Below are 22,925 nucleotides of genomic sequence, written 5' to 3' on the forward strand. Positions count from 1 at the left end.
GTAAGTAATAAAGTCAGATGGTATATTTTCAAAAGGAATTTTATGGATAGCGGGCAAACTTTTGCATCACAATCAGCAAACTATGATGTGTTAACAACATGTGCTTCTAATAATGACCGTTATAGCCAAATTCTTACCATGCTCTTAGCGGGTTCCCCATTACGAGAAATTCTCCATTCATTAGTCTTATCAATCGAAGCGCAAAAGATTGGCACCAGAGCGTCAGTGCTATTAATGAGCAATGACAAGAAAAGGTTGTTAACCGGAGCGGCCCCCAGTTTACCGGAACAATATAACCAAGCTATTAATGGCATTGAAATTGGGCCGATAGTCGGTTCATGCGGCGCTGCAGCAGCCACCGGCGAAAGAGTTATTGTTGAAGATATCGCCACTCACCCGAATTGGGCACCTTATAAAGAATTGCCGTTAAAGGCAGGGCTAAAAGCTTGCTGGTCAGAACCCATTATCGACTCTACTGGCAACGTATTGGGCACTTTTGCCATGTATTACGATACCCAAAAGTCACCATCAGCATTGGATTTAGAGCTAATCCAAGAAGCCGCTCGATTGGCAAGTCTTGCCATTGAACGAAGCCAAGGACTACACCTACAAACACTCACCAGTAAAATATTCAATAAACTGCCTATGGGCTTATTGATCGTTAACGAAAACAATACCATTTTGTTTATTAACCCTGAGTTTAAAAGTATCTGTGGCGATATTACTGTTGACTCAGAGAGCTTTGAACCAAAGCGCTTTTTCGAACATTCTCAGCAAGAAAATATCACGTCTTTAATGAAAAACCTTGCTATCGGTAAAACTTGGCAAGGTGAGTTAACAGGCCGCAAACGTAATGGCAAGACCTTTGATGCTGAAGTAACGGTAACCTCATTTAGGGATTACCATGGTGAACAAAATTGTTTTTCTTGGTTAATTGCTGATATCAGTGAACACAAAGATGCCAGCAAGCTTATCCATTTTCAGGCTAATAATGATGCATTAACCCGCTTGGCCAATCGTCGTTATTTTGTTGAGAAAATCTATGATTATGTTTGGCAGCAAGAGCGCAGCAAGCAAACTGGGGTAGGTTGCTCAATCATATTGATGGATATTGATAATTTTAAACTGATAAATGACAGCTTAGGTCATGAGTGTGGTGATCGATTATTAATTGAGGTAACCAAAAGATTAGCCCCGCTGTTTCCTGATATGTGCACTTTTGCCCGAATAGCAGGTGATGAATTTGGCGTGTTCTTACAAGGTAAAGTGTCTGCAGACGAACTCATTGAACTTGCCAAACAAATCAATCAAGTTGTAAGTGATGTTTTTTGGCTTGATCGTAAAGCTATCCAAACTTCTATGAGTATTGGTATCTCACGTTATCCTGAAGATTCTACTGAGGTTGATGCTTTAATTAATTGCGCCAGCCAAGCAATGCATAATGCTAAGCTTAAAGGCCGAAATGGTTATCAATTTTTTGATCAAAGCATGCAGAAAAATGCAGAAAGAACCGCTTTTTTAAACATGGAATTAAACAAAGCCTTAAGTCATGATGCTTTTGAACTGTATTTTCAGCCCATTTTGTCGGCTAAATCGACGCATGTTGATAGCGCTGAAGTGTTACTTCGTTGGCCGCTTAATGGTGAGTTCATTTCGCCAGAAGAATTTATACCTATTGCTGAACAATCAGGGCTGATTGTCCCAATCGGTAAATGGATTAGGCGACAAGCGCTAGATTTAATTTATGACTATTGGCAACAAGGACGTGCGATTAGTTTGTCAGTAAATGTCTCTACTAGTGAATTTATCACTGCAGAGTTACAACAACAATTCATTAGCTTTTTTGAAGAGTATCTGCTGGAAACATCCATAGCAAACTTTCCATTTCATTTATTAACCATAGAAATAACTGAGTCAGTAATGATGGAGCAGCATGAGAAGGTTGAACAGCTGCTGAGTCGATTAAGAAATTGGGGCATCAAAATTTCAGTGGATGATTTTGGTACCGGCTATTCTTCTCTATCCTATTTAGCTAACTTTCCGGTAGATCAAATCAAAATCGATAAAAGTTTTATTCAAAAAATTGAGCAGGGTCCTAGACATAAGGCGCTAGTGGAAGCAATTACGACCATGAGCCATGCACTTGATTTATCAGTCACTGCAGAAGGTGTTGAAACCCAAGCACAGCTGGATTTTGTTAAGCAAAACAATGTTGATGCTATTCAAGGCTACTATTTCTATAAGCCTTTGCCTAAACAGGCGCTCATCGAATTACTCGCACAATAAATTCAGCAATAGTAATACAGTAAAACTACTCTCCTTGTATTGTGACAAGTAGTTTTCTGCTGCCGCCATGATTGCGATGTTCACCTAAATACAGCCCTTGCCACATTCCTAATGCTAATTGACCATGGGTGATGGGTAGGGTTAATTCACAGCCCAGTAAACTTGATTTTAAATGGGCTGGCATATCGTCACTGCCTTCATAAGTGTGGATGTAATATGGTTCATTCTCTGGCGCCACATTATTAAAGTATGCTTCAAAGTCTTGCCGAACAGTTGGATCTGCATTTTCGTTTACAGTAATGGAAGCTGAGGTGTGTTGCAGCAATATGTGCACTAAGCCAATATCAAACCTTGCTAATTCGGGTAATTGAGTTAATACCTCTTCAGTAATTAAATGAAAGCCACGAGCTTTTGGCTTTAATGATATTTGTTTTTGGTACCACATATAAGTCTGCTTTTAATCGCTATTTTGATGATGAATTGTAGTGAATTTCAGCGATTTGACCAACAGTAGAAAGCACTAATTTTAAACATTGTAGTAGGATAATGAACTGTAAGCATAAAGTATGACTAAAATGACTCATATTAGCCATTGTAATTACTGTAACCCTTGCTGAGTGTTGGCTTGAGGTGCTCACTGGTTTTAATTAATAAACGCTAACTAAAATTGCGCATTTTATTAAGTTAGCAAAGTGCTTGCTCAGTGGTGCTGATAAAGTGGACGATTCTGGATGGATATTGCTTGTAAACAGCTTAAGATACAAATTGTTGCATAATTGTTTGATCCATAAAAAAAGCTGCTCATTGAGCAGCTTTTTAGTACTTAAACCATCAGATATTGATTAGTTTAGCAGGCTTGTTGGCTCGGTAAACTCAAGTGCTAATGCTTCAGCAACTTCTTTACAAACAAGCTTTCCGTGGATGACATTTAAGCCATTTAGTAGGTGCTTATCTTGAAGCAATGCAGACTTATAACCTAAGTTTGCAAGCTTAATAATGTAAGGCAGCGTGGCATTGTTTAATGCAAAAGTAGAGGTGCGAGCCACAGCCCCAGGCATGTTTGCAACACAATAATGAACTACATCATCAACGATATAAGTTGGTTCTTGGTGAGTGGTTGCATGAGATGTTTCAACACAACCACCTTGGTCAATTGCGACATCAACAATTGCGCTGCCAGGCTTCATACGGCTAATCATATCGCGGGTCACAAGTTTTGGCGCAGCAGCGCCAGGAACCAGTACACCACCAATGACTAAGTCTGCTTCTAATACGTGGCGTTCAATGGCATCAGCAGTAGAGTAAATGGCTTTAACTGCAGAACCAAATTGTACATTTAAACGACGTAGAGCATCGATACTACGATCAAGCACAACCACGTCAGCGCCCATGCCTACAGCCATTTGTGCAGCATTAGTACCGACCATGCCGCCGCCAATAATAACTACTTTGGCTGGTTCAACACCTGGAACACCGCCCAGTAACATACCGCGGCCGCCTAGTGATTTTTCAAGTGCACGCGCGCCTGCTTGAATCGACATACGCCCAGCAACTTCTGACATTGGCGCTAATAAAGGAAGGCCACCACGGTCATCTGTTACGGTTTCATAGGCGATACAAACAGCCTTACTTTTTATCAAATCTTCAGTCTGTGGTAAGTCTGGTGCAAGGTGTAAATAAGTGAATAGAATTTGGTCTTCACGCAGCATGGCGCGCTCAATAGCTTGTGGCTCTTTAACCTTCACTATCATATCTGATTGAGCAAACACTTCAGCTGCGGTTGCTAAGATTTCTGCACCGGCATCAATATAATCTTGGTTAGTAAATCCAATGCCAATACCTGCATCTGATTGAACAAATACATCATGACCTTTAATTGTTAATTCACGAACGCTTGAAGGAACCATACCAACACGGTATTCATGGTTTTTGATTTCAGTAGGGATACCAATAATCATTTTGAGCCTCTAATTGATTTTTACTCGTTTTTACGAGCCAGTAGTTATTATATTCGATGACCTGAACGTGCTTATTTCAGGGAAGTCTAGTATAGTGCCCCTGACGCAGTTTATGCTGCTAAACTTTACACATTAAAAGATGAATATGTTGTTTTTGTGCTAAAGCAAGGTTAATAATATGGCAAATAATAAGAAAAATTCTGTGAAAGATTTAGATCGGATTGACCGTAATATCCTCAACGAACTTCAGATTGATGGTCGCATATCAAATGTGGAGTTATCTAAGCGTGTTGGCCTGAGTCCAACACCATGTTTAGAACGAGTTAAACGTCTTGAGAAACAAGGATACATTAATGGCTACACTGCATTAGTTAATCCTCATTACTTAGGTGCATCGTTACTTGTATTTGTGGAAATCACCTTAACTCGAGATACCCCTGATATTTTTGAACGCTTTAACAAAGCCGTTCAGTTGTTAGATGATATTCAAGAATGTCATTTGGTTTCTGGCGATTTTGATTACCTACTAAAAACCCGCGTATCAGATATGTCAGCTTATCGTCGTTTGTTAGGTGAGACATTACTTAAGTTACCATCAGTTTCTGATACTCGTACTTACGTGGTTATGGAAGAAGTTAAGCAAACTAATAAAGTTGCCTTAAATTTATTAGCTGATACTTACTAAATTTAATAACCAATAAAAATAAAGGGCACTGCCCTTTATTTTTTTGCCAAAAATTTACAGCAAGCTTAATCTTAGGCTTAAAAGTAACCAACTTAAGCCAGATTAAAATTATTTATCTTCTACAGTCATCTATCTGAAAACATTAGGTTGAGCTTGGCATCCGCGCGTTGCATAATCACTGCATACACATTGATATTCTGTTATTGTTATCATTCTTTTTAAATCTTATTTGGGTGTTTTCGTTTGTCTCAGGGAAATAGTCTTCAAACACTTAGTGGCCTTCAGCGTCTTTTGGAAGGTGGGTTGATCATTTGTTGCATGACTGCAACTTATATTCTTATTGCACTTAGCAGCTTCGATCCTAATGATCCCGGCTGGAGCCAGTCGCATTTCCAAGGTGAAATCAGTAATCTAACTGGCGCAGTTGGCGCATGGACAGCAGATGTTCTATTTTATTTTTTCGGCTTCATAGCCTATCTCATACCAATAATTATTGCTGCTTCTGGCTGGTTCATTTTTAATCGTACTCACAAGCTGTTTGAAATCGACTATTTTTCTGTCGGTTTAAGGATTATCGGTTTTTTACTGGTGGTATTTGCATTGGCAGCGTTAGCGAGTATGAATGCCGATGACATGTATGTATTTTCTGCTGGCGGAGTGGCAGGGGATGTGATCAGCCAAGCAATGATGCCTTACTTTAATAACCTTGGAACAACTTTATTACTGCTATGTTTTATCGGCGCAGGCTTTACTTTAACTACCGGTATAAGCTGGCTAACCGTTATTGAAAGTACAGGTCTAGCCACTATTTGGTGTGTTAAAAAGATCATTAGTATCCCAAGTTATTTATCAGCTAGTAACGAAACCGAAGATACCCGCGGCTTTATGTCTGTCGTTGATAAATTTAAACAGGACCGTGGTGACGATGCTGGCAACGTAAAGCATGACAAAGCTGAGCTTGATGCTGCAGCAATTGATCTCACTAGTATGCCGCATAATGAGGCTGAAGTTACTGCAGCAATAGAAACTGATGAATTAGAAGAAAAACCCTCTCTTTTCAGCCGTATTAAATCGAAAGTGAAACCCAGTCGCGACAAAGAAGAAACTAATTTGGCAGGTGACTTAGAGCAAGATGTAGAGCCAAGCTTTGGCGCTGAAATAGACCATGAGGCTAAATTAACGCCACATAATGGTAGACTTGAACCCAAATTAAACGCCAGCAATGATCACCAAGACGATGATAATTTAACCCCAGCTTGGATCGCATCAGGGGATGCCCCCGCAGCTGATTTCACACAAGCGAATCATCATTTAAGTGAACAGTCTGAGGCTCATGTTAGTCATAGCGACTCGTTAGGTGAAGCATTCAGTCAAGCTAATAGCACAGGTGCAACAGCGACCTCGCAGCCAAACCCTGCCACTACAAAAGCTGTTGAGCAAGCGCGTATTGTTGAAGGAATTGTGGTGTTGCCAGGCCAAGAACCCCAAATAGTTTATGGCCAAACTAAAGTTGAAATGCCGCCACTGCCAAGTATCACCTTATTAGATGTACCTGATAGAAAAGAAAACCCAATTACCAAAGAAGAACTAGATATTGTCGCGAGGTTGGTTGAAACTAAGCTGGCTGACTTTAATATTGTCGCTAATGTTGTTGGGGTATTCCCAGGCCCTGTGGTGACTCGATTTGAACTTGAATTAGCCCCTGGTGTCAAAGCCTCAAAAATCACTAATTTGTCGAAAGATTTAGCCCGTTCATTGTTAGCAGAAAGTGTCCGCGTTGTTGAGGTTATTCCAGGTAAAGCCTTTGTGGGTCTTGAATTGCCTAATAAATTCCGTGAAACGGTATTTATGCGCGATGTTTTAGACTCTAAAACCTTTGAAGAAAGTAAATCTGATTTATCCATGGTGCTGGGACAAGATATTGCTGGCGATCCCGTGGTGGTTGATTTAGGTAAAATGCCGCATTTATTAGTTGCCGGTACTACAGGTTCGGGTAAGTCAGTTGGCGTCAACGTGATGATCACCAGTATCTTGTATAAGTCTGGTCCTGATGATGTGCGCTTTATCATGATTGATCCGAAAATGTTGGAGCTTTCCGTATATGGCGGTATTCCACATTTGTTATGTGAAGTCGTCACCGATATGAAAGAAGCGGCTAATGCACTACGTTGGTGTGTTGGTGAAATGGAGCGACGTTACAAGTTAATGTCAGCGCTTGGCGTACGTAATTTAAAAGGTTATAACGCTAAAATTAAATCAGCCATAGAAGCAGGTGAACCGATAGTTGACCCATTATGGAAGTCATCTGAAAGTATGGATGAACAGGCCCCTGAGTTAGAAAAATTACCCTCTATTGTGGTAGTGGTCGATGAATTTGCTGACATGATTATGATTGTCGGTAAAAAGGTTGAAGAGCTGATTGCCCGTATTGCGCAAAAGGCCCGTGCAGCGGGTATACACTTAATCTTAGCCACCCAAAGACCTTCAGTGGATGTCATTACTGGTTTGATTAAAGCAAACGTGCCAACACGTATCGCTTTTCAAGTGTCATCAAGAATTGACTCTAGAACCATTTTAGATCAGCAAGGCGCAGAAACACTACTCGGTATGGGTGATATGCTGTACTTGCCACCAGGTACCAGCGTACCTATTCGTGTCCATGGTGCTTTCATTGACGATCATGAAGTCCATAAAGTCGTTGCAGACTGGCATGCTCGTGGTAAGCCACGTTATATTGAAGAAATCCTTAATGGCGTCAGTGAAGGTGAGCAAGTATTGCTGCCTGGTGAAGCTGCAGAATCTGATGATGATACTGATCAGTTATATGATGAAGCGGTTGCGTTTGTCACTGAAACCCGCAGAGGTTCAATTTCAAGTGTGCAGCGTAAGTTTAAAATTGGTTATAACCGCGCGGCGCGGATTATCGAAATGATGGAAACCCAGGGGATTGTCAGTACACAAGGTCATAATGGTAATCGTGAGGTTTTAGCTCCTCCGCCACCGAGAAACTAACCTCGGACCGAACATAACAATCACTGCGCTTATAGCCAGTTTGGCCAAATAAACCGTTATAATGAAGCCATTAATAATCAACCTTATAAAGAAAAAGCCTTAGTGACAAAAAGCATAGCCACTAGCCTTAAAAGTTTATCGCTAAGAATTAGCAATACAGTATTAGGAATTTATATGAACAAGCGTTTTGCTGTTGTTACAGCCTTAGCATTATTATTGTCAGGCAACGCGTTAGCTGATGAATCAGCGCAATTGCGTGATCGCTTAGCCAAAGCCGATTCATTAAAAGCTGATTTTACCCAGCAAGTTACCGATATAAACAATAAAGTCATTCAGTCAGGTAAAGGGGTATTTGCCCTTGCTTATCCAAACAAATTTTACTGGCATTTAACTGAGCCTGATGAGTCGCTCATTGTGGCTGACGGTAAAGATTTATGGATTTATAACCCTTTTGCTGAAGAAGTTTCAGTCATGGATTTTGCCGATGCTATTGACGCATCTCCAATGGCTTTGTTAGTTCATCGCGATGAAACAACTTGGTCTCAGTATCGTGTTGAGCAAATTCAGCCAGAGTCAGCTAAAGCCTGTTATTCCATTAAGCCCAAAGCGGATGATTCAAGTGTGGTGACTGTCACTGTGTGTTTCAATGAGGCAGAGCTTACTGATTTTAATTTGTTAGATGAGCAAGGCAATTACAGTCAGTTCACGTTAACAAATCAAACCAAGGTTGCGGCAGACGAAAACGGCTTATTTGAATTTACCGTACCGGCAAACGTTGATATTGACGATCAACGTTCAAGCCTAGCTCAGTAGATTATAGTGTCTACTTTAGGTTTCGATTTTGCCCCAGACTTTCGTCCTTTAGCCGCAAGAATGCGCCCAAGGGAGATAAGTGAGTATGTAGGGCAGCAGCATTTACTCGGTAAAGGGCAACCACTGCGCCAAGCACTTGAGGCCAATCGAGCTCACTCTATGTTGTTATGGGGCCCTCCTGGCACAGGTAAAACCACCTTAGCTGAATTGGTGGCGCATTATGCCAATGCCCATGTTGAGCGGATATCTGCGGTAACCTCAGGCGTTAAAGAAATTCGCGCCGCCATTGAGCAAGCTAAAGCGGTAGCACAGAGCCGGGGTCAGCGTACATTATTGTTTGTGGACGAAGTCCATAGATTTAATAAAAGCCAACAAGATGCGTTTTTACCTTTTATCGAAGACGGTACTGTTATTTTTGTTGGCGCGACCACTGAAAACCCATCTTTTGAGCTCAATAACGCCTTATTGTCTCGTGCCAGAGTTTATTTAATCAATCGCTTAGATGGCGATGATATTGCCGCGATTATCAATCAAGCATTAATGGATACTGAGCGTGGTTTTGGTAAACGTGGTTTTACTATTCCTGAAACAGTAATGCAGCAGTTAGCTTCAATTAGTGATGGTGATGCGCGCAAAGCATTAAATTTACTCGAGTTAATGAGTGACTTGGTTGCTGATAACGGTGAATTTACTCAAGAGATGCTGACGCAAGTCGCTGGGCATCAAATGGCCGCTTATGACAAAAATGGCGATCAATTCTATGACTTGATTTCAGCGGTGCATAAGTCAGTGAGAGGCTCAGCCCCTGATGCTGCTTTGTATTGGTATTGTCGAATACTTGAAGGCGGCGGCGATCCTCTCTATGTAGCACGTAGACTATTAGCCATTGCCTCTGAAGATGTGGGTAACGCCGATCCAACCGCAATGAATATCGCGCTCAATGCTTGGGATTGTTATCACCGCGTTGGCCCTGCTGAAGGTGAGCGTGCTATCGCCCAAGCCATTGTTTACTTGGCCAGTGCGCCAAAAAGTAATGCGGTTTACACCGCCTTTAAAGCAGCAAGAATGCTTGCAAGCGAAACAGGGCATGAATCAGTGCCAGATCACTTACGTAACGCGCCGACTCAATTGATGAAAAATATGGGTTTAGGGGCAGGGTATCGCTATGCTCATGATGAACTAGGTGCCTACGCAAATGGGGAGAATTACTTCCCTGAGTCAATAAAAGATAGCCAATTGTATTATCCAACCGAGCGCGGCTTTGAAAAAAGAATCAAAGACAAACTTGCCCATTTAGCAGAACTAGACCGAACCAGTGAGGTAAAGCGCTATGATTAGCATGAGCAATATCATGTTTGTGGCCCTTGGTGGTTCAATTGGGGCTGTTTTTCGTTATCTAATCTCAATTTTCATGCTTCAGCTATTTGGAAGCAGTTTCCCTTTTGGTACACTGTTGGTAAATGTATTGGGATCATTTTTGATGGGTGTGGTTTATGCCATTGGTCAAGCCAGCCAGTTAAGTCCTGAATTAAAAGCCATGATAGGTGTTGGATTGTTAGGCGCCTTAACGACTTTTTCTACTTTTTCCAATGAAACATTATTGCTAATGCAAGAAGGTCTTTTTGCAAAAGCTATTCTCAACGTGTTGTTGAACGTTGTACTGTGTATTTTCATGGTATATGTCGGTCAGCAGCTAGTTTTTTCTCGCATTTAACTATTAAGAATATAAAACATGTTAGATCCAAAATTTTTGCGTAACGAACTTGAAGTCACCGCTGAGCTGTTAGCTAAGCGTGGGTTTATCCTTGATATTAGCCGCCTTACCGCTTTAGAAGAAAAGCGTAAGTCGCTACAAGTGGCCACAGAAGAATTGCAAGCATCCCGAAATGCAATTTCTAAGTCCATTGGTCAAGCAAAGGGTCGTGGTGAAGATGTCAGTGAAATCATGGCTAAAGTAGGGGACTTAGGTGCTCAACTGGATGCGAAAAAATCTGAACTAGCTGAATTGTTAGCTGAGTTAAATGCTATTGCTATGAGCATGCCTAACTTACCAGATGACGCAGTACCAGCCGGTGCTGACGAAAATGATAACGTTGAAGTCCGCACTTGGGGCGAGCCAACTACATTTGATTTCGAAGTAAAAGATCATGTGAAACTGGGTGAAGATCTAGATGGGTTAGATTTTAAAAACGCCGTTAAAATCACCGGTTCTCGCTTTGTGGTAATGAAAGGCCAAATCGCACGCCTAAACCGCGCTGTGGGTCAGTACATGTTAGATCTACATACTGAAAATCACGGTTATTCAGAAATGTATGTGCCATTACTGGTTAACGAAGAAAGCTTATTAGGCACAGGTCAGCTACCTAAGTTTGGTGAAGATTTGTTCCACACTAAACCGGCCACTGAAGAAGGCCAAGGCTTAAGCTTGATTCCAACTGCTGAAGTACCTTTGACCAATGTAGTACGTGACACTATCGTTGAAGAAGCTGATTTACCACTTAAAATGACGGCATTAACGTCTTGTTTCCGAAGTGAAGCGGGCTCTTACGGCCGTGATACTCGTGGTCTAATTCGTCAGCATCAGTTTGATAAAGTTGAACTTGTTCAAATTGTTAAACCTGAAGATTCAATGAATGCGTTAGAAGCGCTAACAGGTCATGCTGAGAAAGTACTAGAAGGGCTAGGCCTTCCATATCGTACTGTGATTTTATGTACTGGCGACATGGGTTTTGGCGCTTCGAAAACTTACGATATTGAAGTGTGGTTACCTGCGCAAAACACCTACCGCGAAATCTCTTCTTGTTCAAACATGAAAGATTTCCAAGCACGTCGTATGCAAGCACGCTACCGTGGTGTTAATGACAAGAAACCAACTTTGGTTCATACCTTAAACGGTTCAGGCCTTGCTGTTGGTCGTACAGTAGTTGCTATCCTTGAAAACTACCAAAATGCAGATGGCTCTATTACCGTGCCTGACGTATTACGTCCGTATATGCGCGGCCTAGAAAAAATAGGCTAAGTCTTCGCTAGCGTTAAGGCGTTATCTGAGCCTAAAAAAAACCAAACATCATGTTTGGTTTTTTTGTGCCGTAAATTTAGCAGGTCTGGTTACATGATAGTTAAAGGCACTTAGCAGGTTTTGGTAAGCCTGCGATTTTAGTCGCCTGTTTAGCTGGGCCCACAGGAAAGAGGGTATAAAGGTATTTTGAATTACCTTTATCAGGCCCTAACGTCTGACCTATGGCTTTCACTAGCACGCGGATAGCAGGGCTTGTCTTGTATTCAAGATAAAAGTTACGCACAAAATTAACCACTTCCCAATGTTGCTCGGTTAATACGATATCTTCACCTGCAGCCAAAATAATTGCCATATCAGGTTGCCAATCAGCAACGTTTTTTAAATAACCTTGAGCATCAACTTCTATTTGTTGCCCATTAAATTCAATTGAATTTACCAAGTAATCACCTTCGTGTGTTTCAATGTAGCCAGTACAAACTGGTCATAATCAATAATTGAGATATTAGCGCTGCTAGGTAAAAGTGCTGTTAAGCCTCGAGCTTGTATATCTTCAGATAATATATAAATCTGTATATCTAGCAATTTTTGCTGCCAATGGTTTTGTAATAAGCAATTAATCGCATCGTCAGCAAGGATGATACTGTCTTCACTAGCGATATAACGTAAGCAGCAATTTAGCGCGTTGTCAGTGGTGGCTGAGGTTTGAATGTGATGTAAAATCATTAGTAAACCACCACTTCATCACTTTGCGCTAATAATTGCTTAATGGCATTGCTATCAGCTAATTGCGCCTCAAAATTAAACTTGTCTTCAGTGATGCCAAATTGTTTTGCTGACTGCTCACACACTAAAACGGTTTCAATATCATAAATATTAAGAGCTTTAAACGTCGATAGGTAATCTTTACTGCCGACTAATTCTGGCTGCTGATCTGCTAGCAGGTGCAGCACAGCTTCATCAGTAAAAACCACGCTAACTTGTTGCTCAAAACTGGCACTGAGTAACGCAAAGTCTAAGCCTTCACGGCTGGAACTATTGCCCAACGGGCTTTGTCTGAAAATAACGCAAATTTGCTTCATGTGGTTACCTTGCCAAGCAATTTAAAATCAGCATTAAAAGCACACTAATCGATCTGATGTTTCAATACCTGTGACCAGCTCACCTAAACCACCCATTTCAAATGGGGCGCTAGAATTGAACTGTGATTTAGTGTTTTCGATGGCATCTTGCTGTGACAGTACACCGCGGCGCAGCGCTGCTGACACACAATTTATCAACTGAATATTGTGTTCAGTTGCCAAGTTTTTCCATGCTTGGTGCAAGTCATATTCATCAGAGGCAGGACAGATTAATTGGCTACTATTAGTCACGCCGTCTTGATAAAAGAAAATACGCGTAACTTGATGGCCTAATGACAATACACTTGTCGTAAAGCGCAGCGCTCTAAAGCTCGCTGTTGAGCCATAAACCGTGCCATTAACTTGGATAATAAATTTATTCATAACAATAAAAAATGGCTCCTGTAAGGGAGCCATTTTAGCGTAGTAAGCCGATTAATCACAAGGTCAGAACCAAATGAATAATCAAGTAACTTAACGCCTAGTCATCATTACCCATGCCCATCAAGTGTAATAGCGCCATGAATAGGTTGATGAAGTTTAAGAACAACGAAATCGTTGCACGGATATAGTTAGTTTCGCCACCATTTACAATACGGCTTGTATCATAAAGGATTAAGCCTACCATCAACATTGCTACAGCAGCTTGAATAGCCATAAATGCAACACTGTTACCAACAAACATGTTGATCAGTGATGCGCCGATAACCACAATCAGACCAGCAAAAAGGAAGCCGCCCATGAAGTTGAAATCTTTCTTAGTGCTAATTGCATAAGCTGATAAAGAAATGAAGATAACTGAGGTTAAGCCAAACGCTTGCATAATAAGTTCAGGGCCGTTAGCTAAACCTGCGTAGTGGTTTAAAATGTATCCTAATGATGCACCTTGCATACCCGTAAAGGCAAAAATCCATGCAAGCCCTGAAGCATTGTCTGCTTTTTTCAGGGTCACCATCATCACCACGATACTACCAAGTGATAGTCCGATTGACATGAAAGGGCCAATGTTCATCATCATTGCTACACCAGCCATTACAGCGGCAAAGGCAAGCGTCATCGACAATAGCATGTAGGTATTTTTGATCAGTTTATTGGTTTCCATCGTTGTAGCTTGATGGCCCGATAAAGTTTGTTGATTCATAACAGTCTCCATAGACTCGAAAAAAACTGTAATGACGCAATAAGAGTCACTACAAAAGATATTTATTAAATTATTTAGATTTATAATACCTTAGCTTTAACACAGCTTAAAGGTATATAAGTGTCACTGTCATGTTAACTATTATTTAATGACACATGTTCATATAAAAAATTGTCCTAAACAACATTTTTACTAAGAAAGCTGAACTGAACATTAAATTATCATTACAACTTGTTAATAATGTCATCAAGATGCTGGCTTTGTGGTTATGCGAGCCACTCTTGATGTAACTTATCGGTATCACCTAAGTATTCTAAAACCCACTCAAGGGCTGGGGACATCTTTTCTTGATTCCACGCTAAACAGCAAGGGCTTGCATTTCTTGGATGTTCTAAGGTTTTTTCAATTAACACCCCAGAGTCGATAAAGGGTTTTGCCAGGTTTCTAGGCATATAGCCGATACCTGAGCCATCACGGAAACAATTGAATGCTCTTATCCAGTCAGGCACCACTAATCGGCGCTGATTGGCCAGCAACCAAGTTGTGCGTTTGGGTATTTCCCTTGAAGTATCTTCTAAGCAAATAGAGGGATAGATGCGTAATTCATCGTCTGTTAATGGGCGATCAATTTCAGCTAGAGGGTGGTTACGACTGACTAAAAACGACCATTGAATCTCGCGCATATCTTTATACTGATATACGCCGCCCACAGGGATAGCTGTAGTTGCACCTATGGCGATGTCACTGCGACCTGTTGCTAATGCTTCCCAGACCCCATTAAACACCTCAATACGGATGATGAGTTCAACATCGTCAAAGTGACGATAAAAGTCTGCAATTAGTACACTAATACGATCAGCGCGGACAATATTATCTAAAGCGATAGATAGAGTCGGTTGCCAGCCATTAGCGACACGTTGAGTGCTACGCTTTAAGTCATTCATGTCACCTAATAGCTCTCTTGCGTGGGCGACAAAATGTTTACCGGGTTCCGTTAAGCTGACACTGCGATGATGCCTTTCAAACAAAATGACACCAAGTTCATCTTCGATTTGTTTTACGGCATAACTGACTGCTGAAGGAACTTTGTGTAATTGATTGGCTGCTGCCGTGAAACTACCTAAGCGAGCGACAATGTCGATCATTTCCAATGCTTGTTCTGAAAGCATAGCTTGCTATCCTTTGCTGTGAAAATTTATGAATGCAGTCATCAAAACTAAACGTTTCACATTGCTTTTGCAAGTGATTAGACTGCACGCTGATTTTTAATTAAGCCACTTTCGGACACTTTTTTTATGAAAAAAGCATCATCTACCTCTGCCAATGTGCAGTACTTTATTTTATTAGGCTACTTAGCACTGTTAAGTATGCTGGGCTTTATTGCCACCGACATGTATTTACCTGCATTTCAAAACATAGCTGACTCATTTGATACCAGCTTAAACAACGTCGCTTTTTCATTAACGACTTTCTTAGCGGGTTTAGCTATCGGCCAATTACTTTATGGTCCATTAGTTGAAAAAGTAGGCAAACAAAAAGCCTTAATAATTGGTTTAGTTATCTTTGCAGCAGCCAGCGCCTTAATTGTCGCCAGTAACTCGATTATTATGCTTAATATCGCACGTTTTTTCCAAGCGTTAGGTGCCTGTAGTGCTGGTGTAATTTGGCAAGCTATTGTCGTTGAAAAATATGATGCTGAAAAAGCGCAAAAAGTGTTTTCAAACATCATGCCTTTAGTTGCGCTATCACCTGCTGTTGCACCTCTCATTGGTGCATCAATTGTTGATACATTTGGCTGGCGAGCAGTTTTCATTACTTTAGCAATACTTGCGGTTTTGCTTATCGTTATGACCAAGCTGTTAGTTGCACCAGAGAACAAACAAGCAGAACAAGAAGATAATATCAGCTATAAAACCATCTTAAAAAACACCCGGTTTTTAGGTAACGTGGTTATATTTGGTGCATTGTCTGCAGCATTCTTTAGTTATTTAACGGTATGGCCAAGTGTAATGATTAAATTTGGTTATGAAGCTAAAGCCATTGGCTTGAGCTTTATTCCACAAACCATCATGTTTATCGTGGGTGGTTACATGAGCAAAGTACTTGTTAAAAAATTCGGTACCACACAGGCGCTTAATTATTTATTGGGACTGTTTTTCTTTTGTGTTGCAACCATTGCAATAGCGACTTTGGTAATCCCAATGGAATCAATTTATCCGCTATTGGTAACCTTCTCATTACTTGCTGCAGCTAACGGTGCGACTTATCCTTTGGTCGTCAACAATGCCTTACAGCAGTTCAGTAAAAATGCCACCAAAGCTGCAGGTTTACAAAACTTCCTTCAGATTGGTATGGCGTTCGGCGCATCAAGTATTGTCGCGATGTTCGTACAATATAATGAAGTGACTATCGGTTTAGGTATCGTATTGAGTGCTGTTGTTGCTTACTTAGGCTATTTATTGTCAAAGCATGATAGTTGGGCTTCAGTAACAAATAACTTCATAAAGCCAGATCCTGCTAGCATCGCACTTCACGCTAATAAAAACAGCGCAGATTGATGCTAACTTAAGCAAACAGTAAAGAATCTTAAATTTATGCTTTACAGCAGCGAGTGAGATAGCTATTATCTCGCTCGTTCGGAGAGATGGCAGAGTGGTCGAATGCACCGGTCTTGAAAACCGGCATGGGTTTGTAGCCCATCTAGGGTTCAAATCCCTATCTCTCCGCCATATTAAATACGAGAAAAGCCGTTGATTATCAACGGCTTTTTTTGTTTCTGGCATTTGAGGGGCTTTCTGAGAGGATTGACTCAGACAATGTACCTGCCTTTCACATTAGCAGAGCTCCTAATAACGTGTACTTCACACGTATCTGTTTAGCCAAATCGTTACGCGATAAAGGCTTTCCTTTTGATATTAAAGTTTCTTTGTTGACTCGTGACAGAGCACAAGCGGTTATTCGTAATATCGATGTCGCTGGCACACTGAAAAAAATCATCAATAACATCGACCATCAAACCTGTATTAATGACTTTATTCGTTATGTTGATGAAGTGATTAACAGTCTTCGCAGTGAATTTGAGAAAAACAAGTTGGCCATCAGTACAAAGCCAGCAAGTTATAGAATCCCCATCAGAGACACTAAGCTGTCACAACACCGTGAAAGCACGGCTGTCGCCCAAGCAATGCCCGTGGTTACGTTACACGATGCACTTGCTGATTTTGTTACTTCAAAAGAGAAGTCAGGCATTAGACCACTCTCTATTAAACAACTTGAACAGCGAACCTTTCACTTCATTAAGTTACTGCCAATAATCGGTAACCGGTCACCAAAAAGCACTCAAGCTATTTGCACTAACGATATTACCTCGGCTGATGCGATGAAGTACCGTGATGAACTGCTTACGCAGGGCAGAAGCTATAAAAGCAATAAAGAATACTTAGCGGCCGTATTTCAGTTTTTTAAGTGGTGTAAGTTAATGAACTACTGCAGCCACAATCCTTTTGAAAATGTGACAGTAGGGCAAAAGCCCAAAGTTAAAGCCAACCAAGAAAGAGACCGTTGGGATACGAGTGAACTAAAAAGGCTGATACATTCAGCCGAATTTAAAGATTCAACAGCGGACTTTAAGTGGGTCACCCGATTGATGCTTTATGGCGGCCTAAGGCCATCAGAGGCGTGTCAGTTAAATTCCGTGATATCGTAACTACACTATTAATACAACACCTTAGTTTCGATGATTAGTAATTACTGTTTAATTTGATAGGGTTTTATTTGCGTCGCTTGTTGTAGATTACGCCGCTGAAGTTGTTCATAAAAGTTATCCATTTCTTGTTGGTATTCCCAAGATTGTTGCAATAGATTGTTTTGATTTAGCCCATTCCACTTATTCCATAATCTTGCTAGTTCAGATTGCGCTTGGGGCATTTGATCTACTCGATTTTTAGATTCATAAGGATCATTTTTCATATCGAAAAAACTGCGTCCAACATTCGGTAAAGGTTGATTCATATATTTATAATCTACTGTACGAACAGCATAGATACCACTGGCCTCTTCTAAACGCCAAAATAAAGCCTGATGAGGGCTACCTGAATTTTTACCCGTAAGGTAGGGGATAAGATTCACGCCATCAAGTTGTTTGTCTGATGCCTCTGCAATCGCCACAGACGTTGCCGCAATATCTAGAGATGACACTAATCCATCAAATGTTTGTCCTGGTTGAATTCTTTTCGGCCAGTGCGCAATGAAAGGAACGTGTATACCACCTTCTAGTAATGCAACTTTTCCGCGGCGAAAAGGGCCATTACTTGCCCAATTACTCTCTGGTTGCCACTCTTCAGGGTAAACTCCACCATTATCAGATAAAAAAATGATTAAGGTATTATTTAATAGTTCATTTTGACGAAGAGCGTTAACCACTAAACCAATACCTTGATCCATTACATCAATCATTGCCGCATAAATTCGTCTGTTGGGATCTTCAATATGACTATATTTTTCTATAACGAGTTCGGGGGCTTCTAGAGGGGTATGAGGTGCATTGTACGATAAATACATGAAAAAAGGCTTTTGCGCATTATCAGTAATAAATTTAGCGGCATCTTTACTTAACGCAGTTGTTAAATACTCATCAAATTCAGCTATACCGGTATTTCGCATAATCGGTAATGTATATCCATCACCTCCAACAGTGACTTTATTTGGCATATAGTGATGGCCACCATCTAAAAAGCCATAAAAATAATCAAATCCTCGATTATTAGGTTGAAATTGTGGTGCACCGCCGAGATGCCACTTTCCAATCACCGCAGTGGTGTATCCTACTGATTGTAATCGTTGAGGAAAGGTTTTTTCACTCAAAGTTAAGCCCATATATTTATCGTTAGGCGCATAAGTGACATTATTCTCCATCCCAAAACGGGCTTGATACCGTCCTGTTAGTAGACCAGCACGTGATGGCCCACAATACGGGTGAGTGACATAGCCATTTTTAAATATGATTCCATTTTTCGCTAGGTTATCTAAATTGGGTGTTTTTATTTGTGTTGAGCCTGTAAACCCAACATCACCATACCCTAGATCATCTGCAAGAATTACCACGATATTTGTTTTTTCAACATTTGCATAGGTATGAAAACTTATAAACAACAAAGTTATTAAGCTATAAATCACATGTTTTTTCATTATTCTAAACTTCCTTATTATGGTTATATTTTGGTTTACGGTAGGTATCCATACGGCTCATCGCTTGACCTTCATATTCACGTTTGAGTTGCCATAAAGGTCTCTCAAGAGTTAATTCCCACTTGAATAATGCTTTCATTAACGCTAGAACTTTTTCTGGATGAGAGGCGGCTAAATTATGTTGCTCTGCTTCATCTTTGGATAGGTCATACAGCTCTACAGGTCTATCAGGGAAACGCAGTAATTTTAAATCGCCATGGCGAATTGCAGCACGTGTTTCTTTTTTCCAATATAAAATATCATGTGGTCTTAATGCGTTATCTGTAGCTAGGTAGGGGAGTAAGTTAACCCCATTTAGCTGCATTTTAGGATCAACTTTGCCTTTGGCTGCGTTAATAAATGTAGGGACTAAGTCTAGTGAGCTAACTGGGTATGGGTAGTGAGTTTTTGATGTTTTAAGCTGCTTAGGCAGTTTTAATAACATTGGAACTCTTATTCCCCCTTCCAGGTGATTTGCTTTTGTGCCGCTTAGCGGAGCGTTATTAGCACTGTTTTGATCTGTTGGCCCACCATTGTCGTTTATAAAAACAACCAGTGTATTATCGATAACATTGTGAATTTTTAAGTGCTTGAGTAATGAGCCAACTGCTCGATCCATAGCAAAATTCATTGCAGCTAGCACTTTAAGTTGGCCTGATAAATTGGGGAAATGTGCTAAATCATTAGCCGTAGCTTGCATGGGCGCATGTACTGCAGAAAAGGATAATACCGCAAAAAATGGTTGTTGGTCCAAGACTGCCTGAGTGATGAAGTTATTGGTTTCCATTGCAAGTGCATCTGTCAAATATCCTTCATGTTCTACAAATTGCTTGTAATTTCTTTCCATTTTTAAAGCAGGGTGAACTTGATGTAATTTATTTGTGTAGGCGAAGTAATCTCGAGCGCCCCCGCGAAAGCCATAAAACTCATCAAACCCTCGTTGAGTTGGATGAAATTTGTCATGATTACCTTGATGCCACTTACCAAATAGCCCAGTACGATACCCAAGATTTGTAAGGTGATCTGCTATTGTCTTTTGCTCAAGAGGTAAGCCCATATCGTCACCGGTTAAACCTGATTTGCTCATGTAGCCGGTAACATTATTTTCTTCAAAACCAAAACGTTGTTGATATTTACCTGTGAGAATTCCTGCTCTAGACGGGCCGCAAACTGCTGCGGTGACGTATGCTTGGTCAAAAATAATGCTCTGTTGTGCCAGTTTATCTATTTCTGGTGTTTTCATCACTTTGCTGCCTTGAAAACCAAAGTCATGATATCCGGCATCATCAGCAATAATTAATACGATGTTAGGTTTTTCATTCGCATGAGCCACCAGGCTGAATAGCAATAAAAGCAGGCCAGTGCAGAGTTTAAGGTCATTAATCATAAAGAGCTTTTGTTTAGTGAAATTGCACTAGACACTAAAACAAGCAAATAATATTTGCATTAAATATCATCTTTAATGAATTATAAAATAATCTTTACATTTTAATTCAGGATCTTAGCAAATGATTAAGCAACATAAAAAGATTTATTGTTAACAATGTGTTGACTGTGTAAGTAGGCCATAGATATAGTTATAGGCTGGAATAAAACAAAATGATCAAACGCTTATGTACCACGTTGAATTAAATTGGGATATGTTACTGCGAACGGTACTCCCTTTTGTTGCGGCCAATATTTTTCTTATGGTGCTGGTTTATTTCACATTAGTCAGAGATCGCATAGGTAAGGCTTATCCATTTTATTGCTTATTTATCATCTGTTTTATTATCTTTTTGTGTGGACCTCTTATTAATATCATGCCATTAAATGAAGCGAGGCGAGGGTATGATATCGTACGCAACGTTTTATTGTTTACTGTGGGTATCCCTTGCTTACTCTATGCATTATTTTTGCAAGCAAAACAGCACATCTCAAAATTTCTGCTCATTACTCCAGTTATTTTAGGTTTTGCCTGGTGTTGTGGTTTTATTGTTGCTGCACCGTTATATCAGTACCACCCCAGTGAACTGCCTTGGTTAATAAGTGTTCAGAGCATTGACCATCAGATTATTTATTTATCGCAACTTGTTTTGATTATTATCCAGCTATTAGTGCCTTGTATTTTACTGTTAGGTAACAATCTTAAACCTTATGTCGCTACGCAGGTTTATGGTGCAATTACACTAAGTTTTTTCATGTGTTTAGGAAATGCGTTTGAGCTATGGATTGTTTATTACGCAGGAGCAAGTTTGAGTGCAATCATTTGGGCAAGGGCAGTATTTAATGATGTCAAATTTACAAATGCAAAAATTCACCGTCATACAAAGCATCACCAATCTCTAGCTTTGGCGCAGTTTACTGCTAATAATGAGCGTTGCTTTAGTCAATATTATCCCTATGAATTGAATAACACTTACCCGCTCAAAGAGCGCGATGCTCTATTAGAAGTGATTGGCATAGCAAATCCAGACTTAGCTAAAGCGAAGCTTGATGAATTATTACTAAAATTGAAGAGTTATAGTAAAAATACATTAAGTTGCTATCAGCATAGAGCTAAAGAAGTCGCTTTTATGATGTTTGATCAAGTTATTTTTCACTGTGGTAATAACAAATACATACTTGATAGATTGGAGAGTGCAGGGAATAGTTTACACTCAGCATCCAGTATTGCAGACATAGATCGTATTTTGCATCATTCAGTTGATATGATCGCGACGACTGTTAGCCAGCTCTCTACAGGTAGCCCTGAGCAACAGTTGGTGGATAAGGTGAAAGTGTATATTTTAAATCGCTATCATCACGATATTACGGTTGCTGATATTGTTAGTGCCGTAGGGGCAAGTCGCTCATATACCATGAAAAATTTTAAGCAGCTGACTTCAACAACCATTAATCAATATCTTGTTAATGTCAGAATAGAGCATGCTAAGTCTATATTATTATCAAAAAATGTAACAGAAACGGCTTATGCGGTTGGGTTTAATAACTCTGCATATTTCTCAACGGTATTTAAAAAGTACACTCAATTATCACCCAAACAATATCAAGATAAATGCTCCGTTAAATCATAAGTTTAAGCCATGTGATTTTTATAACCTTGGCTATTATCAATGAAAACGGACCGGTTCGTGTCAATACACATATTGAGTTTCTCTTCATTCATTCTTTACTAATCCAACCTAAGGGCATAAATTTCTCCCTCAAAGACTACTTAGCACTTGTGGATGAAACGGGTAGAATTATTCGTGATGGCAAGCGGGGCGATCAATAACATGGCCACCCATTCTAATTGGCTAAATATTAAACACTCTACTAGGCTTTAGTTACTGCTTAATATTCGGTGATTGATGATGGCCAGACCTAGAAAAACACTCGTGAGTTTAGAAGATACGCCTTACTACCACTGTTGTTCGCGTGTGGTACGTAAGGCATTTTTGTGTGGGTTTGATAAGTCGACAGGCGAAAACTTTGAACATCGCCGTGAGTGGGTTGATAGCCGCATTATTGAATTAGCGACGATTTTCGCGATTGATATTTGTGCTTATGCGGTGATGAGTAATCATTTACATGTGGTGCTTAAAGTCGATGTGGATAAAGCCAAAGATTGGTCTGATATAGATGTGCTTACCCAATGGCATAAAGGCTTTAAAGGCACCTTGCTGACCCATAAATTTGTTAAAGG

General features: G+C 40.3%; 20 protein-coding genes, 1 tRNA gene and 2 pseudogenes. 13 read left to right on the forward strand and 10 right to left on the reverse strand.

Features of this window, described 5'->3' with window-relative positions:
- Nucleotides 1–42: 42 nt before the first annotated feature.
- On the forward strand, nt 43–2,286 hold the full coding sequence (locus Q4591_RS12310; protein ID WP_303461239.1) for an EAL domain-containing protein: 2,244 nt from the start codon (nt 43–45) through the stop codon (nt 2,284–2,286).
- Nucleotides 2,287–2,311: 25 nt separating this feature from the next.
- On the opposite strand, the gene Q4591_RS12315 is transcribed toward Q4591_RS12310, so the two are convergent.
- Nucleotides 2,312–2,731 (reverse strand): secondary thiamine-phosphate synthase enzyme YjbQ, encoded by a 420-nt coding sequence (locus tag Q4591_RS12315; protein ID WP_102519571.1) that lies wholly within the window; start codon nt 2,729–2,731, stop codon nt 2,312–2,314.
- A 397-nt stretch (nt 2,732–3,128) separates the two neighbouring features.
- A complete protein-coding gene (gene ald / locus Q4591_RS12320; protein WP_102476645.1) occupies nt 3,129–4,244 on the reverse strand; it encodes an alanine dehydrogenase in 1,116 nt (371 codons plus the stop codon).
- Between the two features lie 178 nt (nt 4,245–4,422).
- Here ald and lrp point away from each other — a divergent pair, with 178 nt between their 5' ends.
- The 6 genes from lrp (at nt 4,423) to serS (ending at nt 11,773) form a co-directional block, all read left to right on the forward strand.
- Nucleotides 4,423–4,929 (forward strand): leucine-responsive transcriptional regulator Lrp, encoded by a 507-nt coding sequence (gene lrp / locus Q4591_RS12325; RefSeq protein ID WP_076537850.1) that lies wholly within the window; start codon nt 4,423–4,425, stop codon nt 4,927–4,929.
- Nucleotides 4,930–5,172: 243 nt separating this feature from the next.
- Complete coding sequence (locus Q4591_RS12330) at nt 5,173–7,941, forward strand: DNA translocase FtsK (RefSeq protein WP_102531551.1); 2,769 nt, start codon at nt 5,173–5,175, stop codon at nt 7,939–7,941.
- A gap of 174 nt (nt 7,942–8,115) precedes the next feature.
- Entirely contained in the window at nt 8,116–8,754 is a 639-nt protein-coding gene (lolA, locus tag Q4591_RS12335) for an outer membrane lipoprotein chaperone LolA (protein ID WP_303413150.1), read from the forward strand.
- Nucleotides 8,755–8,760: 6 nt separating this feature from the next.
- Nucleotides 8,761–10,092 carry a replication-associated recombination protein A gene (locus Q4591_RS12340; protein ID WP_303461241.1) on the forward strand — a complete coding sequence of 444 codons (1,332 nt, stop codon included), beginning with the start codon at nt 8,761–8,763 and terminating at the stop codon, nt 10,090–10,092.
- A gap of 1 nt (nt 10,093) precedes the next feature.
- The gene (gene crcB, locus Q4591_RS12345) at nt 10,094–10,468 is read left to right on the forward strand and encodes a fluoride efflux transporter CrcB (RefSeq protein ID WP_076537957.1); all 375 of its coding nucleotides are present in this window, start codon (nt 10,094–10,096) and stop codon (nt 10,466–10,468) included.
- An 18-nt stretch (nt 10,469–10,486) separates the two neighbouring features.
- On the forward strand, nt 10,487–11,773 hold the full coding sequence (serS, locus tag Q4591_RS12350) for a serine--tRNA ligase (protein WP_303461243.1): 1,287 nt from the start codon (nt 10,487–10,489) through the stop codon (nt 11,771–11,773).
- A gap of 100 nt (nt 11,774–11,873) precedes the next feature.
- Here serS and Q4591_RS12355 read toward each other — a convergent pair whose 3' ends face one another.
- The 6 genes from Q4591_RS12355 to punR all read right to left on the reverse strand — a co-directional run bounded on the left by Q4591_RS12355 (nt 11,874) and on the right by punR (nt 15,201).
- A complete protein-coding gene (locus Q4591_RS12355) occupies nt 11,874–12,212 on the reverse strand; it encodes a TusE/DsrC/DsvC family sulfur relay protein (RefSeq protein ID WP_102437393.1) in 339 nt (112 codons plus the stop codon).
- On the reverse strand, nt 12,206–12,496 hold the full coding sequence (gene tusB / locus Q4591_RS12360; protein ID WP_102519576.1) for a sulfurtransferase complex subunit TusB: 291 nt from the start codon (nt 12,494–12,496) through the stop codon (nt 12,206–12,208). Before tusB ends, Q4591_RS12355 begins: the two co-directional genes overlap by 7 nt.
- A complete protein-coding gene (gene tusC, locus Q4591_RS12365; protein WP_102437397.1) occupies nt 12,496–12,852 on the reverse strand; it encodes a sulfurtransferase complex subunit TusC in 357 nt (118 codons plus the stop codon). Before tusC ends, tusB begins: the two co-directional genes overlap by 1 nt.
- Before the next feature lie 33 nt (nt 12,853–12,885).
- The gene (gene tusD / locus Q4591_RS12370) at nt 12,886–13,275 is read right to left on the reverse strand and encodes a sulfurtransferase complex subunit TusD (protein ID WP_102437399.1); all 390 of its coding nucleotides are present in this window, start codon (nt 13,273–13,275) and stop codon (nt 12,886–12,888) included.
- Between the two features lie 97 nt (nt 13,276–13,372).
- Entirely contained in the window at nt 13,373–14,032 is a 660-nt protein-coding gene (locus Q4591_RS12375; protein ID WP_102437401.1) for a Bax inhibitor-1/YccA family protein, read from the reverse strand.
- Between the two features lie 266 nt (nt 14,033–14,298).
- Nucleotides 14,299–15,201, reverse strand: a complete 903-nt coding sequence (punR, locus tag Q4591_RS12380; protein ID WP_102437403.1) for a DNA-binding transcriptional activator PunR — start codon at nt 15,199–15,201, stop codon at nt 14,299–14,301.
- A gap of 126 nt (nt 15,202–15,327) precedes the next feature.
- Between punR and punC the strand changes: the two genes are divergently transcribed.
- The 3 genes from punC (at nt 15,328) to Q4591_RS12395 (ending at nt 17,738) form a co-directional block, all read left to right on the forward strand.
- Complete coding sequence (punC, locus tag Q4591_RS12385; RefSeq protein ID WP_303461246.1) at nt 15,328–16,590, forward strand: purine nucleoside transporter PunC; 1,263 nt, start codon at nt 15,328–15,330, stop codon at nt 16,588–16,590.
- Nucleotides 16,591–16,670: 80 nt separating this feature from the next.
- Nucleotides 16,671–16,761 (forward strand) — tRNA-Ser (locus Q4591_RS12390).
- Between the two features lie 125 nt (nt 16,762–16,886).
- Nucleotides 16,887–17,738: a hypothetical protein gene (locus Q4591_RS12395; protein ID WP_303461247.1), complete on the forward strand. Its 852-nt coding sequence runs from the start codon at nt 16,887–16,889 to the stop codon at nt 17,736–17,738.
- Nucleotides 17,739–17,779: 41 nt separating this feature from the next.
- Here Q4591_RS12395 and Q4591_RS12400 read toward each other — a convergent pair whose 3' ends face one another.
- Both Q4591_RS12400 and Q4591_RS12405 read right to left on the reverse strand, forming a co-directional pair.
- Nucleotides 17,780–19,219, reverse strand: a complete 1,440-nt coding sequence (locus tag Q4591_RS12400) for a sulfatase-like hydrolase/transferase (RefSeq protein ID WP_303461248.1) — start codon at nt 19,217–19,219, stop codon at nt 17,780–17,782.
- 4 nt (nt 19,220–19,223) lie between these two features.
- Nucleotides 19,224–20,645 carry a sulfatase-like hydrolase/transferase gene (locus tag Q4591_RS12405; RefSeq protein ID WP_102519587.1) on the reverse strand — a complete coding sequence of 474 codons (1,422 nt, stop codon included), beginning with the start codon at nt 20,643–20,645 and terminating at the stop codon, nt 19,224–19,226.
- A 226-nt stretch (nt 20,646–20,871) separates the two neighbouring features.
- On the opposite strand from Q4591_RS12405, the gene Q4591_RS12410 reads away from it, so the two are divergent.
- The 3 genes and pseudogenes from Q4591_RS12410 to Q4591_RS12420 all read left to right on the forward strand — a co-directional run.
- Nucleotides 20,872–22,314 carry a helix-turn-helix transcriptional regulator gene (locus Q4591_RS12410; protein ID WP_102519588.1) on the forward strand — a complete coding sequence of 481 codons (1,443 nt, stop codon included), beginning with the start codon at nt 20,872–20,874 and terminating at the stop codon, nt 22,312–22,314.
- Between the two features lie 98 nt (nt 22,315–22,412).
- A pseudogene (locus Q4591_RS12415) lies at nt 22,413–22,505 on the forward strand (transposase); the annotation flags it as partial.
- Nucleotides 22,506–22,593: 88 nt separating this feature from the next.
- Nucleotides 22,594–22,925: pseudogene (locus tag Q4591_RS12420) on the forward strand (transposase); the annotation flags it as partial.

The sequence above is a fragment of the Shewanella sp. 3_MG-2023 genome (assembly GCF_030548765.1).
In the GTDB taxonomy this organism is placed as follows: Bacteria; Pseudomonadota; Gammaproteobacteria; order Enterobacterales; family Shewanellaceae; genus Shewanella.

Excerpts from the sequence above, each read along its gene's own strand:
- Q4591_RS12310 (WP_303461239.1), top strand. The coding sequence starts at position 43 with ATGGATAGCGGGCAAACTTTTGCATCACAATCAGCAAACTATGATGTG.
- Q4591_RS12315 (WP_102519571.1), bottom strand. The coding sequence starts at position 2,731 with ATGTGGTACCAAAAACAAATATCATTAAAGCCAAAAGCTCGTGGCTTT.
- ald (WP_102476645.1), bottom strand. The coding sequence starts at position 4,244 with ATGATTATTGGTATCCCTACTGAAATCAAAAACCATGAATACCGTGTT.
- lrp (WP_076537850.1), top strand. The coding sequence starts at position 4,423 with ATGGCAAATAATAAGAAAAATTCTGTGAAAGATTTAGATCGGATTGAC.
- lolA (WP_303413150.1), top strand. The coding sequence starts at position 8,116 with ATGAACAAGCGTTTTGCTGTTGTTACAGCCTTAGCATTATTATTGTCA.
- crcB (WP_076537957.1), top strand. The coding sequence starts at position 10,094 with ATGAGCAATATCATGTTTGTGGCCCTTGGTGGTTCAATTGGGGCTGTT.
- serS (WP_303461243.1), top strand. The coding sequence starts at position 10,487 with ATGTTAGATCCAAAATTTTTGCGTAACGAACTTGAAGTCACCGCTGAG.
- tusB (WP_102519576.1), bottom strand. The coding sequence starts at position 12,496 with ATGATTTTACATCACATTCAAACCTCAGCCACCACTGACAACGCGCTA.
- tusC (WP_102437397.1), bottom strand. The coding sequence starts at position 12,852 with ATGAAGCAAATTTGCGTTATTTTCAGACAAAGCCCGTTGGGCAATAGT.
- tusD (WP_102437399.1), bottom strand. The coding sequence starts at position 13,275 with ATGAATAAATTTATTATCCAAGTTAATGGCACGGTTTATGGCTCAACA.
- Q4591_RS12375 (WP_102437401.1), bottom strand. The coding sequence starts at position 14,032 with ATGAATCAACAAACTTTATCGGGCCATCAAGCTACAACGATGGAAACC.
- punR (WP_102437403.1), bottom strand. The coding sequence starts at position 15,201 with ATGCTTTCAGAACAAGCATTGGAAATGATCGACATTGTCGCTCGCTTA.
- punC (WP_303461246.1), top strand. The coding sequence starts at position 15,328 with ATGAAAAAAGCATCATCTACCTCTGCCAATGTGCAGTACTTTATTTTA.
- Q4591_RS12400 (WP_303461248.1), bottom strand. The coding sequence starts at position 19,219 with ATGAAAAAACATGTGATTTATAGCTTAATAACTTTGTTGTTTATAAGT.
- Q4591_RS12405 (WP_102519587.1), bottom strand. The coding sequence starts at position 20,645 with ATGATTAATGACCTTAAACTCTGCACTGGCCTGCTTTTATTGCTATTC.
- Q4591_RS12410 (WP_102519588.1), top strand. The coding sequence starts at position 20,872 with ATGTACCACGTTGAATTAAATTGGGATATGTTACTGCGAACGGTACTC.